Source organism: Caballeronia sp. LP006, from assembly GCF_031450995.1.
Taxonomy (GTDB): domain Bacteria; phylum Pseudomonadota; class Gammaproteobacteria; order Burkholderiales; family Burkholderiaceae; genus Caballeronia.
In genome coordinates, this window is the sequence record NZ_JARTVW010000003.1 from 671101 (window position 1) to 687054 (window position 15954).

At 60.6% G+C, this 15954-nt stretch carries 17 protein-coding genes; 14 read left to right on the forward strand and 3 right to left on the reverse strand.

The genetic code is table 11. The features are described from left to right. Positions 1-229 precede the first annotated feature (229 nt). The gene (locus tag P9250_RS07660) at positions 230-487 is read left to right on the forward strand and encodes a hypothetical protein (RefSeq protein ID WP_310392146.1); all 258 of its coding nucleotides are present in this window, start codon (positions 230-232) and stop codon (positions 485-487) included. 24 nt (positions 488-511) lie between these two features. Here P9250_RS07660 and P9250_RS07665 read toward each other — a convergent pair whose 3' ends face one another. Then, complete coding sequence (locus P9250_RS07665) at positions 512-1408, reverse strand: LysR family transcriptional regulator (protein WP_244832438.1); 897 nt, start codon at positions 1406-1408, stop codon at positions 512-514. A gap of 146 nt (positions 1409-1554) precedes the next feature. Between P9250_RS07665 and P9250_RS07670 the strand changes: the two genes are divergently transcribed. The 11 genes from P9250_RS07670 to P9250_RS07720 all read left to right on the forward strand — a co-directional run bounded on the left by P9250_RS07670 (position 1555) and on the right by P9250_RS07720 (position 12682). Next, positions 1555-3048: an aldehyde dehydrogenase gene (locus P9250_RS07670; protein WP_250511642.1), complete on the forward strand. Its 1494-nt coding sequence runs from the start codon at positions 1555-1557 to the stop codon at positions 3046-3048. Between the two features lie 31 nt (positions 3049-3079). Further along, on the forward strand, positions 3080-4156 hold the full coding sequence (locus P9250_RS07675; protein WP_310392148.1) for an ABC transporter substrate-binding protein: 1077 nt from the start codon (positions 3080-3082) through the stop codon (positions 4154-4156). A gap of 25 nt (positions 4157-4181) precedes the next feature. Then, positions 4182-5015, forward strand: coding sequence for an ABC transporter permease (locus tag P9250_RS07680; RefSeq protein WP_310392150.1), 834 nt, complete (start codon positions 4182-4184; stop codon positions 5013-5015). Next, the gene (locus P9250_RS07685) at positions 5012-5863 is read left to right on the forward strand and encodes an ABC transporter permease (protein WP_250468345.1); all 852 of its coding nucleotides are present in this window, start codon (positions 5012-5014) and stop codon (positions 5861-5863) included. Before P9250_RS07680 ends, P9250_RS07685 begins: the two co-directional genes overlap by 4 nt. 19 nt (positions 5864-5882) lie before the next feature. Further along, on the forward strand, positions 5883-7472 hold the full coding sequence (locus P9250_RS07690; RefSeq protein ID WP_310392152.1) for an NAD(P)/FAD-dependent oxidoreductase: 1590 nt from the start codon (positions 5883-5885) through the stop codon (positions 7470-7472). 25 nt (positions 7473-7497) lie between these two features. Further along, positions 7498-8592, forward strand: coding sequence for an ABC transporter ATP-binding protein (locus P9250_RS07695; protein WP_310392154.1), 1095 nt, complete (start codon positions 7498-7500; stop codon positions 8590-8592). Positions 8593-8649: 57 nt separating this feature from the next. After that, positions 8650-10290 carry a class I adenylate-forming enzyme family protein gene (locus P9250_RS07700; protein WP_310392156.1) on the forward strand — a complete coding sequence of 547 codons (1641 nt, stop codon included), beginning with the start codon at positions 8650-8652 and terminating at the stop codon, positions 10288-10290. A 25-nt stretch (positions 10291-10315) separates the two neighbouring features. Continuing rightward, on the forward strand, positions 10316-11167 hold the full coding sequence (locus P9250_RS07705; protein WP_250495253.1) for an amidohydrolase family protein: 852 nt from the start codon (positions 10316-10318) through the stop codon (positions 11165-11167). A 99-nt stretch (positions 11168-11266) separates the two neighbouring features. After that, positions 11267-11575 carry a hypothetical protein gene (locus tag P9250_RS07710; RefSeq protein WP_250468340.1) on the forward strand — a complete coding sequence of 103 codons (309 nt, stop codon included), beginning with the start codon at positions 11267-11269 and terminating at the stop codon, positions 11573-11575. A gap of 143 nt (positions 11576-11718) precedes the next feature. Beyond that, positions 11719-11937, forward strand: a complete 219-nt coding sequence (locus P9250_RS07715) for a hypothetical protein (protein ID WP_310392158.1) — start codon at positions 11719-11721, stop codon at positions 11935-11937. A 265-nt stretch (positions 11938-12202) separates the two neighbouring features. Next, on the forward strand, positions 12203-12682 hold the full coding sequence (locus P9250_RS07720; protein WP_250468338.1) for a ribonuclease: 480 nt from the start codon (positions 12203-12205) through the stop codon (positions 12680-12682). A gap of 245 nt (positions 12683-12927) precedes the next feature. Here the strand turns inward: P9250_RS07720 and P9250_RS07725 are convergent, their stop codons facing one another. Both P9250_RS07725 and P9250_RS07730 read right to left on the reverse strand, forming a co-directional pair. Continuing rightward, positions 12928-13377, reverse strand: a complete 450-nt coding sequence (locus tag P9250_RS07725) for a tautomerase family protein (protein ID WP_310392160.1) — start codon at positions 13375-13377, stop codon at positions 12928-12930. Positions 13378-13406: 29 nt separating this feature from the next. Further along, complete coding sequence (locus P9250_RS07730) at positions 13407-13889, reverse strand: MarR family winged helix-turn-helix transcriptional regulator (RefSeq protein WP_310392162.1); 483 nt, start codon at positions 13887-13889, stop codon at positions 13407-13409. Between the two features lie 126 nt (positions 13890-14015). Here P9250_RS07730 and P9250_RS07735 point away from each other — a divergent pair, with 126 nt between their 5' ends. Together P9250_RS07735 and P9250_RS07740 are read left to right on the forward strand one after the other, a co-directional pair. After that, entirely contained in the window at positions 14016-14396 is a 381-nt protein-coding gene (locus tag P9250_RS07735; RefSeq protein WP_310392164.1) for a tautomerase family protein, read from the forward strand. Between the two features lie 12 nt (positions 14397-14408). Further along, positions 14409-15953, forward strand: coding sequence for an MFS transporter (locus P9250_RS07740; protein ID WP_310392165.1), 1545 nt, complete (start codon positions 14409-14411; stop codon positions 15951-15953). The last annotated feature ends 1 nt before the right edge of the window (position 15954 follow it).

A 15954-nucleotide genomic window follows, 5' to 3' on the forward strand; every position in this document is an offset into this window, starting at 1 on the left:
CGGCGCTGCGCACAGGCTTGCCCCGTCGAAAGGCGCCGCACCGGATCAACCGAAAACGCATAAAACCTCACGTTTCGAGGGAGAAAGCTAAAGATCGCGCGCGCCGTGTCGTTACCTCAGGAGCGATCACACGAGGCGGACAGAGGTACGGATGTTTTCCATCATATGCAAGGAATGCGGCGCGGAAGCACGCACGGAAGTAGCGAACTGCCCGAGATGCGGATTCGTGATGGAGAAACCGGCACCCGAGATCGTCGAGGCCAGCAAGCCTGCTTTGCGGATGCCAAGGCGTCTGCGCGATCACTTGAGCACCGTAGCCGCATGGACGACGGTCTGCCTCGTTGCACTGGCAGGCATTACGCTCTGGTCCACTCGCACGTCGGGTGATTCGGAGAGTGGCGCTGTCGCCGTCGGCAAGATCGAAACGGGTGAGAATCGCATGACAGCCGATACTTCGGCGCTCGCTGCAAGCACGAGTCGGCCTTAGTCCCTAACGCATGCACCTAAAGACTCACCCCATCACGAACTCCGCTGCAGTCTCCTTCAATTGAAGGACGAATTGATTGACGATGACCGACCGCGGTCTGCCAGGCGCAAAGAGAAAGCGCGGTTCGACCGGTACGGCCGGCGAGAATCGTCGTGCAATCAAGTCCGGAAACGAACGGCTCATCAGCGAGAAAGGGTCCACCAGCGCCACCGCGTTGGCTTCCCGCACGAGCGCGCACAGCACCGGCGTGCTGTTGGACACGAACGCGCTCGTAAAGACCCGTCCCTGCGCGCGGAAGGCTTCGCGCAGGCGCCATCCCGTCAACGTATCTTCCCCGAAGGTCGCGAGCGTCTCGTGATCCAGAAGGCGAGGCGTGACCGTCTTGCGCGCAGCAAGCGGATGCTCCGCACGCATCACGCAGCATAGTTCGGCGCGACAGAACTCCTCCACCTCGAGCGTGCCTGAAGGCGCGGCTACATCCAGAATGCCGAAATCCGCCTGATTGTTGTTCACGTATTCGACGACGTGACGCGTAGGCAACGCCCTGATATCGAACTCGACTTGCGGATGCGTCTCGCGGAACTTGCCGACCGCGCGCGCGACGATAGTGGTTGCGAGCATGGAGACCGTCGATACGCGAATCGACCCGCGCTGGCCCTCCTGAATCTCGCGTGCGGTCTGCGCAATCGATTGCACGCTGCCAAACAACCGCTCTATCTCCGGCAGGATTGCCTCCGCCTCGGGCGTGCATACGAGCCGCCCCTTCACACGCAGAAAAAGCGTAAGCCCGATGTCTTCTTCCAGCATGCGCAGAGTCTTGGTCACGGCAGGCTGGGACACGTAGAGCAGACGTGCCGCAGCGGACACGCTGCCCGCCTTGACCACCGCGCGGAAGATTTCCAGATGACGCACTTTGAGCATGGCGGACCCGTCGAAGGTATAACTTTCTGGCAGGAACAAGGTTATCAGAATGTATTGGTTTTCATACTTTTGAAACCCTACACTTGATTTCAACGCTGGATGTTGAAAGGCACGCAGGCAATCGACCCAACTCAAGGAGCTTTGCAGTGAGCATTCCCGACGCATCGGTGTGGCGCGCCCGCGCGCAAGAAATCCGGCCCGAGGGCCGCGCGTTCATCGACGGGCGCTATGTGAACGCGCTCTCCGGCAAGCTCTTTGCGACCATCGACCCGGCCACGGGCCGCACCATTGCCGCAGTCGCCGAATGCGGAACGGAAGACGTGGACGTCGCGGTCAGAAGCGCGCGACGCGCCTTCGAATCCGGCGTCTGGTCGCGCGCCGCACCTGCCGAACGCAAAGCCGTCATGCTCAAATTCGCGGGCTTGATCATGGCGCATCGCGAAGAGCTGGCGCTGCTCGAATCGCTCGATGTCGGCAAGCCGATCACCAATGCCTACAACGGCGACATCGTGAGTTCGGCCACCTGCATCCAGTGGTATGGCGAGGCCATCGACAAGCTCTATGGCGAAACCGCGCCCGCCGCACCCGACGTGACCACCATGATCGTGCGCGAGCCGCTCGGCGTGGTCGCGGCCGTGGTGCCGTGGAACTATCCGCTCTCGATGGCAAGCTGGAAGCTCGGCCCCGCACTCGCCGCAGGCAACTCGGTGATCCTCAAGCCCGCGGAGCAATCGCCGTTGAGCGCGATTCGCATCGCCGCGCTCGCGGCCGAAGCGGGTCTGCCGCCTGGCGTGCTCAACGTCGTGCCGGGCTACGGTGAAACGGCGGGGCGCGCGCTCGGTCTGCACATGGATGTCGATGCCGTCGGCTTCACCGGGTCGACCGCTGTCGGCAAGTTGTTCATGCAGTACTCGGGTCAGTCGAATATCAAGCGCATCGGGCTCGAATGCGGCGGCAAGAGCCCGCATATCGTGCTCGACGACTGCCCCGATCTCGACGCCGCCGCGCGCGCCGTGGCGGCCGGTATCTTCGCCAATAGCGGACAGGTGTGCAACGCGGGTTCGCGGCTGATCGTACACGCGGCGGTACGCGATGAACTGCTGGAGAAAGTCGCGACCATCGCGCGGGATCTCGTGCCCGGCGACCCGCTCGATCCCGCCACGAAGATGGGTGCGATCGTGAGCCAGGCACAGCACGAGTCGGTCATGTCGTATATCGATGCGGGTCGTGCCGATGGCGCGCGTGTCATCGCTGGCGGGCGTACCGCGCGGCCGGAATCGGGCGGCTACTTCATCGAGCCGACCGTGTTCGATCGTGTGAGCAACGACATGCGTATCGCGCGCGAGGAGATTTTCGGGCCGGTGCTGTCAGCGATCACGGTCGAGTCGCCGGAGGAAGCGGTGCGCGTCGCCAACGACACGATCTACGGCCTCGCCGCCGCGGTGTGGACCTCGAACATCGCGCGGGCGCAGCAGGTCTCGCGTCAATTGAAGGCGGGCGTGGTGTGGGTCAATTGCTTCGATCGCGGCACCATGTCCTCGCCCTTCGGCGGCTTCAAGCAATCGGGATTCGGCCGCGACAAGTCGATGCACGCCTTCGACAAATACATGGACTGGAAGGCGATCTGGATCGCCGGATGAAGCAGTGCCCCGACCTCGCATGGAGACCGACATGAACGCGCCACTATCTCAAGCCGATACCGTATCGACCAGTCCGTCGCCTTCACGACGCACCTTCCTGCTGCAAGCCGGCGCGCTCGCCGGCACCGCGCTGCTCGGCGCACCGGCCATTGTGCGTGCGCAGGCAAAGAGCATCAGCGTGACATGCTGGGGCGGCGCCTATGAAGCGGCGGTGCGTGCCTCGTTCGCCGAACCCTTTGCGAAAGAGACGGGCATCGCGGTGAATCTCGTCAACAGCGCGGATCTCGCGCGCATGAAGGTGCAGATCGAATCGAAGAATGTGTCGTGGGATGTGTTCGACAGCATTGGACCGCAGATCGTCGCGGGTTCGCGTCAGGGCATGTGGGAGAAACTGGACCCGGCTATCGTCAAGACCGATGGCCTCATCACGGAGACGGGCGCGGACTTCGTCGGCACGTATTCGTATGCGGGCGGGATCGGCTTCGACCCGAAGCGCGGCAGCAAGCATCCGACGACCTACGCGGAGTTCTGGGATGTAAAAGCGTTTCCGGGTCGTCGGGGTTTGCGCCCACGGGTGAGCGAGAACCTGGAGATGGCGTTGCTCGCGGATGGCGTCGCGCCCGACAAGCTCTACCCGCTCGATGTCGAACGCGCCTTTGCGGCGATGGACCGCATCAAGCCGGGTGTGCGCAAGTGGATCGAGACGACGCCGGAGACGGTGACGCTTATCGCGAGTAACGAACTCGATTTCACGTACACGTATCTGAGCCGCGTTTTGCCCGCGCAAAGAGCGGGTACGTCGGTGCAGATGTCGATGAAGCAGACGCTCAACAGCCTCGAATATCTCGCGGTGCCGAAGTACGGCAAGAACACGCAAGCTGCCATGCAATACGTGGCGTTCTGTCTGCGCCCCGACCGCCAGGCCGCATTCTGCGAGATGGTCGAGTTCGCGCCGAACGCGGTGCAGGCCATGCCGCTCGTATCCGCCGCCGCCAAGGCGCGCATGCCGGACATGCACGATCCGAACAGCGTGATCATCAACGACACGTGGTGGGGCGATCACTACGACGCGTTGCAAAACCGCTTCACGACCTGGATGCTGACATAAAGTAGCGTAAAACAAGGGGCGCGCGATGAGTTACACGCTGAACCTGAAGGCCGTCGTCGTGATGCTGCTGCCGCTCTACGGCCTGCTCGCGGTGTTCTTCTTGTGGCCGCTCGGCGTAGTCGGCTGGTCGAGCATCTACGAACACGCGTTCACGCTGCGCGGCTACGAACAGGTGCTGACGAGCGCGCTCATACATCGCGTGCTCGGCAACACGATGATCATCAGCGCGCTCGCCACGGCGACGAATCTCGTGCTTGGGTATATCGTCGCGCTGCATCTCGCCCGCATGCCCATGTCGAAGCGCGCGCCGTATCTCGTGATGGTAATGTTGCCGTTCTGGACCAGCGTGCTCGTGAAGAGTTATGCCTTCACCGTCGTGCTGGGCAGCGCGGGGATCGTCGCGAAACTCGCGGGATGGCTGAGTGGCGATACATGGCATCCCGACCTCATGTTCAACCGCACTGGCGTCGTGATAGGAATGACCAACTATCTTCTGCCGTTCATGGTGCTGCCCATTCTCACGAGCCTCACCACGCAGAACCGCAACCTCAAGTTCGCCGCCGAACTCATGGGCGCAGGTCCCGCGATGATCTTCGCGCGCATCACGTTGCCTTTGTCGATGCCCGGCGTGTTCGCAGGCGTTCTCATGTGCCTCACGCTCTCCATGGGCATGTACATCACGCCCGCGTTGCTCGGCGGGCCGCGCGACATGATGCTCGCCAACCTCATCGACTTCTACACGCGGCAGACGCTCGACTGGACGCTGGCCGCTTCCATCGCGGTGATGCTGCTCGTGCTGTCCGGGGCGCTGATCGCGGTGCTCGGACGTGTTCAGCGCGGCACGGAGGCGCTCGCATGATGGATACCGCAACGCGTGTCAGCAACGAATTCGTCAAGCCCGAACCGAAGCGCCGCGACTCGCGTGTATTCATGCGCGTGCTCGGTTCCATCGGCGGGTGGTGCGGCTATTTGTTCCTGCTGCTGCCAAGCCTCGTGATCGTGCCGATTTCGTTCGGCGGCGGCAGCGAACTGACGTTTCCGCCGAAGACCCTCTCGCTTGCGCTATTCCGGCAGTTCTTCGCCGATCCGGCATGGTGGGGCGCGTGTGTGACGAGCGTGATGGTCGCGCTGCTGGCATCGGTAATCTCGATAGCGGCCGGTGTGCCAGGCGCTTATGCGCTTGCACGCGGCCGGTTTCCGGGCAAGCGCGTACTCGAAACCTTCGCCATCACGCCCATGCTCGTGCCCGTCGTCGTGCTCGGTCTTGGCGTGTATAAGCAGTTCTCGATGCTCTCGCTCGTCAACACGGTATGGGGACTTGCGCTCGCGCATGCCGTGCTCGTCGTTCCGTTCGTGATCATTGCGGTGGGCTCGGGCTTGCGTCACGCGGATGCATCGCTCGAAGCCGTCGCGCTTCTGATGGGCGCAAGCCGCGTGCGCATCTTCTTTCAAGTGGTGTTGCCGCAGATACGCGCGTCGGTGGCCGTGAGCGTGCTGTTCGCGTTCCTTCTGTCATTCGACGAGGTGGTGGTCGCGTACTTCATCTCGGGACCGCAGACCACGACCTTGCCGGTCAAGATGTACAGCGCGATCCGCTGGGAAGTATCGCCGGTGCTCGCCGCCGTCTCGACGCTGCTCACGCTGATATCGCTTTTGGTGTGCATCGGCATCATGGCTTTGCAACGGCGCGACGCGTCCGCCGACTAAACTTGAACTAGAGACCAACATGGCCAACAGGTACGACGCGGTGATCATCGGCGCGGGACACAACGGCCTCGTGTGCGGTGCTTATCTCGCGCGCAAAGGCTTCAAGGTATGTCTGCTTGAACGGCGCGAACTCGCAGGCGGCGCGGCCGTCAGCGAAGCGGTGTGGCCGGGGTATCGCGTATCGACCGCGTCCTACACGATGGCGTTGTTGCAGCCGCGTATCATCCGCGAACTCGAGCTTGCGAAGTACGGCTACGAGATCGTCGTGCCGCCGCCCATGCTGCATCTCTTTGGCGATGGCAAGAGTCTCGTGTTTCGCGGGGAAGGCGAACGGCTTCATGCGGATATCGCGCGCTTTAGCCGCGCCGATGCCGATGCATACGGTAAGTATCGCGTGCATATGGCTCGGCTCGGCAAGGTCGTCGCCGAGATGCTCTGGGAGATTCCGCCCGATCCCGCCGATGCCGCGCTCGGCGCGCGCGGGCGTTTGCTTGGATTCGCCTGGCGTTTCCGCGATATGGGCGAGCAGTTCTACGACTTGTACGACGTACTCACGCTGAGCGCGCGCGATTACCTGGCGCGCTGGTTCGAGTCCGATCAGATGATCGCGGCGCTGGGCTTCTACGCCTCGTGCGGCGGAGCGGCCACGAGCATCTGCTCGCCCGGCTCGGCGTATGTGTTGCTGCGCGGCTTCATTCGCGATCACACCACGAACGAGGGGCCGGCGGGCTTCGTGCGCGGCGGCATGGGTTCCATCTCCGAAGCCATTGCGGCATCGGGGCGGGCGCATGGCATGGAGGTGCGTTGCAATGCGCCGGTGGCGTCGGTGGAGATAAGCGGCGGACGAGCGACGGGCGTGCGGCTCGCATCGGGCGAATCGATCGAAGCGGGTTGCGTCATATCGAACGTGGCGACCAAGATCCTGTTTCAGCAACTCGTCGATGCGGATTACGTGCCGCCCGAATTTCTCGCGCGTGTCGCGCAGATACGCGACCGTTCCACCGCGTTCAAAGTGAATCTCGCGTTGCGACGCCTGCCCACTTTCACGGATTTCGATTCCAATGCAGCAGGTTTTGCTTATCCGGCGCAAGTTCGTATCGGACCTTCGGTGGAGTATCTCGAACGCGCGTGGGATGCATCCAAGTACGGCGAGATATCGCCGCGACCGCCGCTCGTCGTGTTGACGCCAAGCGTGATGGACCCAAGCGTCGCGCCTGCGGGCAAGCATCTGATGAGCATCTTCGGCCAGCATGCGCCTTATACGTTACGCGAAGGAACATGGGACACGCAGCGCGAACGTCTCTTTCATATCGTGCTCGATACGCTTGCGTTGCATGCGCCCGATATTCGCGACTGCATCGACGATGCGCAAGTGCTTTCGCCCGCCGATCTGGAGCGCATCTTCGCGCTGCCGGGCGGTCATGTGCATCACGGTGAACTGAGCGCGGATCAGATCTTCTTCAGGCGGCCGGTGCAGGGCGCCGCGGACTATCGCACACCGGTGAAGGGACTCTATCAATGCGGGGCATCCGTGCATCCGGGCGGCGGCGTGACGGGCGTGCCTGGCCACAACGCGGCGCAAGTCGTGATGCGCAGCGAGCGTCACTGAGCGGCATCATTCACGGAATCCGACGATGAACATGATCGAACTGAAGCAGGTCTCGCGGCGCTACGGCGAAGTGCAGGCGCTCGCGCCGCTCGACTTCAGCGTGAAGCAAGGCGAGTTCGTCACGCTGCTCGGCCCTAGCGGCTCGGGCAAGACTACGCTGCTCAACGTGATAGCGGGAATGGTCACGCCATCGTCCGGGCAGATTTTCGTGCGCGGCGTCGACATCACGAACGCGCCGCCGAGTGCCCGCGGACTCGGCATGGTGTTCCAGAACTATGCGCTGATGCCGCACATGACCGTTTTCGACAACATTGCGTTCCCGCTGCGCGTGCGCAAGATGCCGAAGGACGAGATTCGCCGCAAGGTAAGGGACGTGCTCGACATGGTGCGCTTGCCCGACATCGCGATGCGCAAGCCGAAGGAACTGTCGGGGGGCCAGCAGCAACGTGTGTCGCTTGCGCGTTGCATCGTCTATAACCCGGCGTTGATCTTGCTCGATGAACCGCTCGGCGCACTCGACAAGAAGCTGCGCGAACAGATGCAACTCGAGATTCGCCGGCTGCATGCGGAACTCGGCATCACGATGCTCAACGTCACGCACGATCAGGACGAGGCGCTTTCGATGTCGGAGCGCATCGTGCTCATGAATCAGGGGCGCGTCGAACAGATCGCGACGCCCGACGAACTGTATCGTTCGCCGCGCACGGCGTTCGCGGCGAGCTTTATCGGCACGGCCAATCTGATCTCGGGCACCGTGCAGGACGACATCGGGACGCATGTGGTCGTGTCGACTCCGCTTGGCATGCTGCGCGCCGCGACGGCATCGCAGACGATGTCGCGCGGTGCGGCCGTGAAGCTACTGGTGCGACCGGAAAGCGTGCGAATGACGTCCGCGCATCGGCCGCCTGACGATCATGCTGTCGATGGCATCTGTCATTCCGGCACCCTCGAAGACTCGATCACGCTCGGCAGCGTCGTGCGTCATCACGTGCGTCTTGCCGACGATACGCAGATCGTCGTCCAGCAACAGGGCACACGGCGGCGCGCCGAACATGAGCGCGGCGCACCGGTGCTCGTCGACTGGGCGCCGGAGGATTGCCAGATCATTCTTCAAGACTAAATACGCGCGACAGGCGCGCCTCGCCGTGCGAGGTTTCGAATTTCGTGGAGAGCATGTATGAAGACACAGTCGCCGACCGTGGCGGACGAACTCGTCCGTCGAAAGCGTCAGGAGCAACTCGCATTGCCTGAATCGCTCGGAGATTTCGTGCGCGAACAGGCCGCGCTATATGGCGACAAGACCGCTGCGGTGTGGTTCGATCGCGGTATCGAGATGACGTATGCGCAAATCGATCGCGCGGCTTCACAGCTTGCCGATTCATTCGTCAGGCGCGGTATTCGCAAGGGCTGTCACGTTGGACTGATGTTGAAGAACACGCCCGAGTTTCCCATCTCGTGGATCGCGCTGGGTCGTATCGGCGCGGTCATGGTGCCCGTGAACACCGCCTACACGCAGGACGAAATGATGTTCGTCCTTACCGATGCCGACGTGCAGTATCTTGTGATCGACGCCGAATTCCTGCCGCGTCTCGCCGATGCGCCCACGCTGCCCGCACTGCTTGCATGGGAACGTGTGATCGTGTGCGGCGAGAGCGAGCATCCGCTGCAATGGCAGGCTTTGCTCGATGCGGGCAGCGCCATGTTCAATGCGCCCGGAACGGTGTCGCGCAACGACCTGTTGAATCTGCAATACACCTCAGGCACGACGGGCTTTCCGAAGGGCTGCATGCTGACTCAAGATTACTGGATGATTCATTGCCACGGTGCGGCGCGTAACAGGCGCGGGCCCGAAGCGGGCATCGAGAACGTGTTGATCTGGGCGCCGTTCTTCTACATGGACCCGATGTGGCAGTTCCTGATGACGCTTAAGCTCGGTGGCACCGCGTACATTGCCGAGCGCATGAGTCTCACGCGCTTCATGTCGTGGCTCATCGATTACCGGATTCACTACTGCATCTTTCCCGAGCCTGCCTTGAGCGCGCATCCACGGAGCGAACGCGACGCCGATGTATGCCTGAAATATGTGAGCATCTACGGATGGACCAGAAGCGCGCGCGAAGAAGTGCAGGCGCGCTTCAACGTGATTGCCCGCGAAGGCTTCGGCATGACCGAAGTAGGAACGGGCGCACTCGTGCCCGCGTGGGCCCATGAAGAGGCGCTCGAACGCACTTGCGGTCTGCCTGCCCCGTTTCGTGAACTGCAGGTTCGTCGCGATGACGGCAGTATCGCCGATATGGATGAAGTCGGTGAACTCTGGATTCGCGGGCGCGGCATTTTATGGGGCTACTACAAGCGCCCAGAGGCCAACGCCGAGAGTTTCGATGGCGACTGGTTTCGCACGGGCGATCTGTTTCGACGCGATGCAAAGGGCTTTTATTTCATCGTGGGACGCATCAAGGAGATGATCAAGCGCTCGGGCGAGAATGTCTCGGCAACCGAAGTGGAGACCGTTCTACGCAGCATGGATGCGATCGATGAAGCCGCAGTCGTGCCGGTGCCCGATCCGCTGCGTCGCGAGGAAGTGAAGGCGTACCTCAAGCTGCGCGAAGGACTCACGCATAGCGACGTTCCGCCCGCGGCGGTGTTCGAGCATTGCGCGCTGCATCTCGCGTCGTTCAAGGTGCCGCGTTATCTGCAATATATCGTCGGCGATTTTCCGCGTACGCCTTCGCGCAAGATCGCGAAAAAACGCCTGATTGCCGAGACAACCGATCCGTTCGTCGATACCTTCGATCGTCAGGAGTCGCGTTGGCGGTAACGCCAGACGCTTGCCGGAGCTGCCCATGTTCGTGGACTTTTCGAGCCGTCCTCCGTCGTTGCAGTTCGACGGTCCTGTCACTCATCTGGCGAATTATCGGCGCGTGTACGAGGGTACGGAGCGTCAAGTCGCGAGTGCGAATGGTGTCGATCCACTCGACGACTATCTCGCGACTTACGAGCGACTGAAGGCGCGACATGTCGTGTTGAAGGCGCGCGATCTCACCAGCACGTTCGGCGTGAAGATAGCGAACGAGCACGTGGCTGCGTTTTGTCACACGCATGGCGAGCGCTACATCGGCTTTGCAGGCGTCGATCCGCATAAAGGCGATGCGGCGGTCGCGGAGTTCGAGACGGCGGTGCGCGAACTCGGTCTGCGTGGGTTGAATGTGCAGGGCTTCGAGCATAAGTTGGCTATCGACGATCCCTTGCTGTTTCCGCTTTATCGCAAATGTGTCGAATTAAACGTGCCGGTGAATATTCATTGCGGCACGAACTTCTCGACGCATACCTCGATGATGCATGGCCATCCTGCCGCGCTCGATCGCGTGATGATGACGTTGCCCGCGTTGCGGGTATGCGCTTCGCCGCCGGGATGGCCGTGGGTGCATGAACTGCTTGCGGTGGCGTGGCGGCATCCGAATGTATGGATAGGCACCGTGGCTGTGCGGCCGAAGCTGCTTGCCACCGCGCACTCGGGTTACGAGCCGCTTTTGCAATACGGCAAGACAGTGCTTAAGAAGCGCATGATCTTCGGGTCCGCGTTTCCGATGATGCCGGTCGACAAGGCTTTGCACGAGTTCGATGCGCTTGGGATGGCGGATCAGGTTCGCGAGGATTGGCTCTGCAACAACGCGGTGCAGTTCCTCGGGGGCTAAAGCGCCCGCGTCGTGAATCAGAATGAAAGGCGGTACGCGTGTTGCTGACAGTGAACGTCGTATGACCTTCAAGCCAGCGCTCAACTCACGAGGAACACGATGGAACCGATGAAGCCCATGAAACCCATGACGCCGATGCAACCGATGGAGCCCATGAAGCCGATGGAACATTGGTGGCCGGACAATCTCGGCGAGCCGCAAACGAGTGGTGCACAGAACGGTCTGCGCTACGCCTTCTTTGCGGATGCGAAGCGACTTTTAATCGAAGACAACGGCACGTTAAAGACTTATGACAGCGCGGACCATCGCATTAGCGGGGTGTCGCAAGGAAGTAGCGCAGGGCATGGCCCTGCGTTTACCAGTCAGAATGGCGTGGTAGACCTTACAACATTGAAGGAGATTAAGTAGCTGGCTTGTCAGGGATGTCTTCCAACAAGGACCGGAAATTTTTTTTCGATGCGTGTCAACACATAGCGTGGCGAGGCGTTAAGCAAGTACTCGCGGTACTTAAGCCGCGACACTGTTAAACAACCACGAAGGGCCTGACCGCCATGAAAAAGCAACTCGTTGCCGCATCGATCGCCGCTCTGTTTTCCGTTGGTGTATTCGCACAGGCTTCGGCGCCTGCCGTAGCCCCTGCAGCTCTGGCTGCCACGACGGCCGACGCCGCGCAGCCCGCAAGTGGAACCAAGACTAAAAAGCATCACCGCAAGCATCACAAGAACACGACGAAGGCTGCCCCGATCCCGTCGTCGGCACCGAAGCCCTAAGCTTTAGGGTGTCGAATTCGCTTCGTTCGGCAGTGGTTCAGGGTTGAAACGATCGAACGAGGTGACGGAGTATTCAAAGTGCGGCTTAAAGGCGCGATACCTGCGCCTTTAGGCCGTTTTCGTTTGCGCTTCCTGGTTGAGTTCTTAAAGCATCGTTGGTGCGGTTTCGTCGACAACGCGCGAACATTGCCTCAGGCTGCTACTAGCGCTATTCTTGAACCGCTTGCAGTAATCGAATGCTGGTCAATCCGGGGACAACAACTTCGTGAAGCGAACTCTGGCTTTCTGCTGCATTTTTACCTTGAGCGCAATCCTCTGCGCATGCAACAAAGACGGATCGCGAAGCGCGACTCCAGATGCGGGCGCATCAGCGAGTCAGGCGCCAGTCCAACCAGGACAGGTCGCGAGCGGTACGCAAGCCGCATCGGCCACGCAGGAACACAGCGCGCCAGCCGCCGTCACCGCTATCACCAAAGCGCAATTGCCAGGCGAGGCGACTGAGACACTGCGTCTGATCAAGGCCGGTGGTCCGTTCCCCTTCGCCGAGGACGGTGTCATGTTCCGCAATAGCGCCGCAATGCTGCCGCAACATCCGCGTGGCTACTACCGCGCCTATACCGTGCGCACGCCGGGCGCGACGGATCGCGGGCAACGACGCATCGTGTGCGGTGGACAGCGCAAACAGACTAACGACTGCTATTACACTGAAGATTACTACGTCAGTTTTAAGCGTATTGCAGATTGATTTGGAATAAGCGGGAATGCCTTGGGGCGCTTTCTTAAGGACCTCGATTGCTTTTTAGCGATTCTTAAGCGCGCTGCTCGACGTTGGTAATGGCGGTGGGGAATGCTATCGTCATACGTTTAGGTCGATCGAAGTTTTAGATAGCATCCCCGTCCGTATCGACGAGCGTAAGTGATTCTTGAGGCAAGCCGTAAACAATAATTTCGTATGACCCGCCAACATAATCGAAGAGCGTGAGTCGACGATCAGTCCGGTGTGCCCGCAAGCCCCAGCAAATAGGCGCGATCTGCCTCAAGGAGCCCGTCAAGCCACTGTTGTTCAGTTCCAGGTTGAGGCAAGACTTGTCCATATTCGATCATGTTCGCAGGCGGCAACTCGGAGAGATAAACCCATAAAAAACGCTTTTCCAACTTCGAGATTCGATGAAGGGATTCCACGATATCGGCAAGCAACCTGGCCTTTTGCTCAGGCGTTCTTCCTGCGCGAATGTGTCCATGCACGAAGATATGATTCGTATCGATCCGCTTACCGCCCATGAAATGAGCCCCTCGTGGAATCGCGCTGAACATGACCTGCGCGAAGAAAGTTTGCGCACCCGTGGCTTGACTATGCGCTCGGGTGATTTCGCGCGCGATGTTTGCTTTCGCGTCATCGGAAAGCAGTCCGTCCGTGACAGATACGAGGTAAGTCGGCATAGGGCGTCTCCCTGGTTAGCGTTTATCCGCTAGCGTTGCATGTCCTTTTCGAAGCGCTCCGCAAATTCATCCGATAAGAGCTTGTCCAGCACGCCGCGCAGTGCTTCGGCTTCGGCGCGGCCCAATGATGAATCGAAGATAGCTTGCGCCTTACGCCACAGAACGTCGGATTCAGCGAGCTTCTCGCGTCCTTCGGGCGTGAGACCAATCGATTTATGCCGCCTGTCGTCAGGGTTCACCGCGAGTGAGATGAAGCCGTCACGCTCAAGCGGCTTGAGCGTATGCGCGAGCGCGCCCGAATCCATTACCAGCGCTGCAGCGAGCTTGCCGACGTTGGTCGGCTCCGATCGCCCGATCTGAGCGAGCACCGCGCGCTGCGTGATTTTCAGGCCGCTTGGCGATATTGCCGCGTCATAGAGTTGTGAAATACGTCGCGTGGCCTTGCGCAGTGCGGTGCAACTGCAACCGGGTCGCCCGCGATTCACATTCTTTGCCGCCATTTTCGTTGCCATCACTCATTCCTCTGCGAAGTTTCCTGCAGAGTCATTATTCCATTATCAGCATATGCAGGCAATTGACAGATTGCAAGCATATGCTGATAATTTGCCGCACCGGTCCTCATCAAATGGAGCTCCATCATGCCGTTTGTTCGTATCGACTTGAAGAAGGGAAAGGATGCCGACTATTGCCAGCAGATCGGCCTCGTCGTTTATGAAGCGATGCTCAGTGTCGGTGTGCCACAGAACGACCGCTTCCAGGTCATCAACGAGCATGAAGACGCCAACTTCATGTTCGATCCGACGTATTTTGGCATTGCGCGCGACGACGACCTCGTCATCATCCAAATCACGTGGAACGAAGGACGTAGCACCGATCAAAAGAAAGCGCTCTACCGCGCAATTGCCGAGGGACTCTCGACAGCGCCGGGCATACGGCCTGAGAACGTCTTCATCAACCTGGTCGAAGTGAAGAAAGAGAACTGGTCGTTCGGCAACGGCATAGCGCAATACGCGGTTTGAGGAGCGCGCCGCATGGATCGCTCACTCGCAAGCAGACCGGCCGCCGCGACGAAGCGGCATGAGTGGCTCGTGCTCATCTGCACCTCGGCGCCGTCCTTCATGCTGCAGCTCGATGCGAACATCGTGTCGGTGTCGCTGCCCTCCATTGCGCGCTCGCTGCATGCGGATTTCGCGGGCATCGAGTGGGTGATCACGGCGTACATGTTGAGCTTCGCGTCGCTGTTGATGCCAGCAGGCGCGCTCGCCGACCGCTTCGGACGCAAGCGCTTGCTCGTTACAGGGCTGATGTTGTTCACCTTCGCATCGCTTTTATGCGGGTCCGCATGGAACTTGCCGATGTTGATAGCCGCGCGCGCGTTGCAAGGCGCCGGTGCGGCCATGCAATTGAGCGCCGCACTCGCCACCTTGTCGCACGCATTCCACGGCGAAGCACGGGCGCGAGCGTTCGCGTTTTGGGGCACCGTAGTGGGCATCGGGATCGCGAGCGGTCCGGTGGTCGGTGGACTCATCACGCAGGCGTTCGGCTGGCAATGGGCGTTCTATGTCAACGTGCCGATAGGCGTCGTATTGCTTGCGTTGATCTTGCGCGTGATCGAATCGTCGCGCGATCCACACTCGATGCGACTCGACCTGCCAGGCGTCGCATGCTTCGGAACGGCGCTCTTTCTAACGACGCTTGCGCTTATCGAAGGCAATCGGCGCGGCTGGCATGATCGCTGGATCATCGCTGAATTCGTGGGCGCTGGCGTGCTGTTCGTGTTGTTCGTCATTGTCGAGCGACGTCAGACGCGGCCGATGCTCGATCTATCGTACTTCCGCAATCGAACGTTTCTCGGTGCGACGCTCGCGCAGTTTGCGTTTTCCATCGGCATGCTCACGATGCTGACGTTCGTGCCGATCTTTCTTCAAAGCGGTCTCGGCGCGACATCGGCGAGCGCGGGTCTCATGATGCTGCCGATGGTCGGGCCACTCTTTATCGTGCCGCGTCTCGTGTCGCGTCATCTCGCGCATCGCCTGACAGGGCGCGCGTTGCTTACGCTCGGGTTGCTTACGGTGTGCATCGGGCTCGTCTGTTTCGCGGCGGTCGTGACCATGCTTGCTTATGCGCCTCTTGTCGTAGGCATGGTCGTGACGGGCATCGGCGCGGGCATGCTCAACGGCGAGACGACCAAGGTTTCGATGACCGTGATCCCGAAGGAGCGATCCGGCATGGCGTCGGGTGTGTCGGGCACGACGCGTTTTACCGGACTCGTCATTGGAATCGCGATGCTCGGCGCGGTGATGTTTGCGCGTGTCCAAAATGTCATTACGAATTCGATGCCTTCCGTCGATTCGCAGCAGCGCCTTCATCTCGTAGTGGATATCACTGCAGGGCATCTTCAGAGCGCAACCTTGCCAGGCTGGAGCGATGCCGCGTTGCATGCACTCGGTGCGATTAGTTTCGCCAAAGGGTATCAAGCGCTGTTCGTCGTGGCTGCATTGTTCATGCTGTTGTCGGCCACGTTGACTTGGCGCCTCGTGAATCCGGCTGAGACACCGCCGACTTTAGCACGCTGAA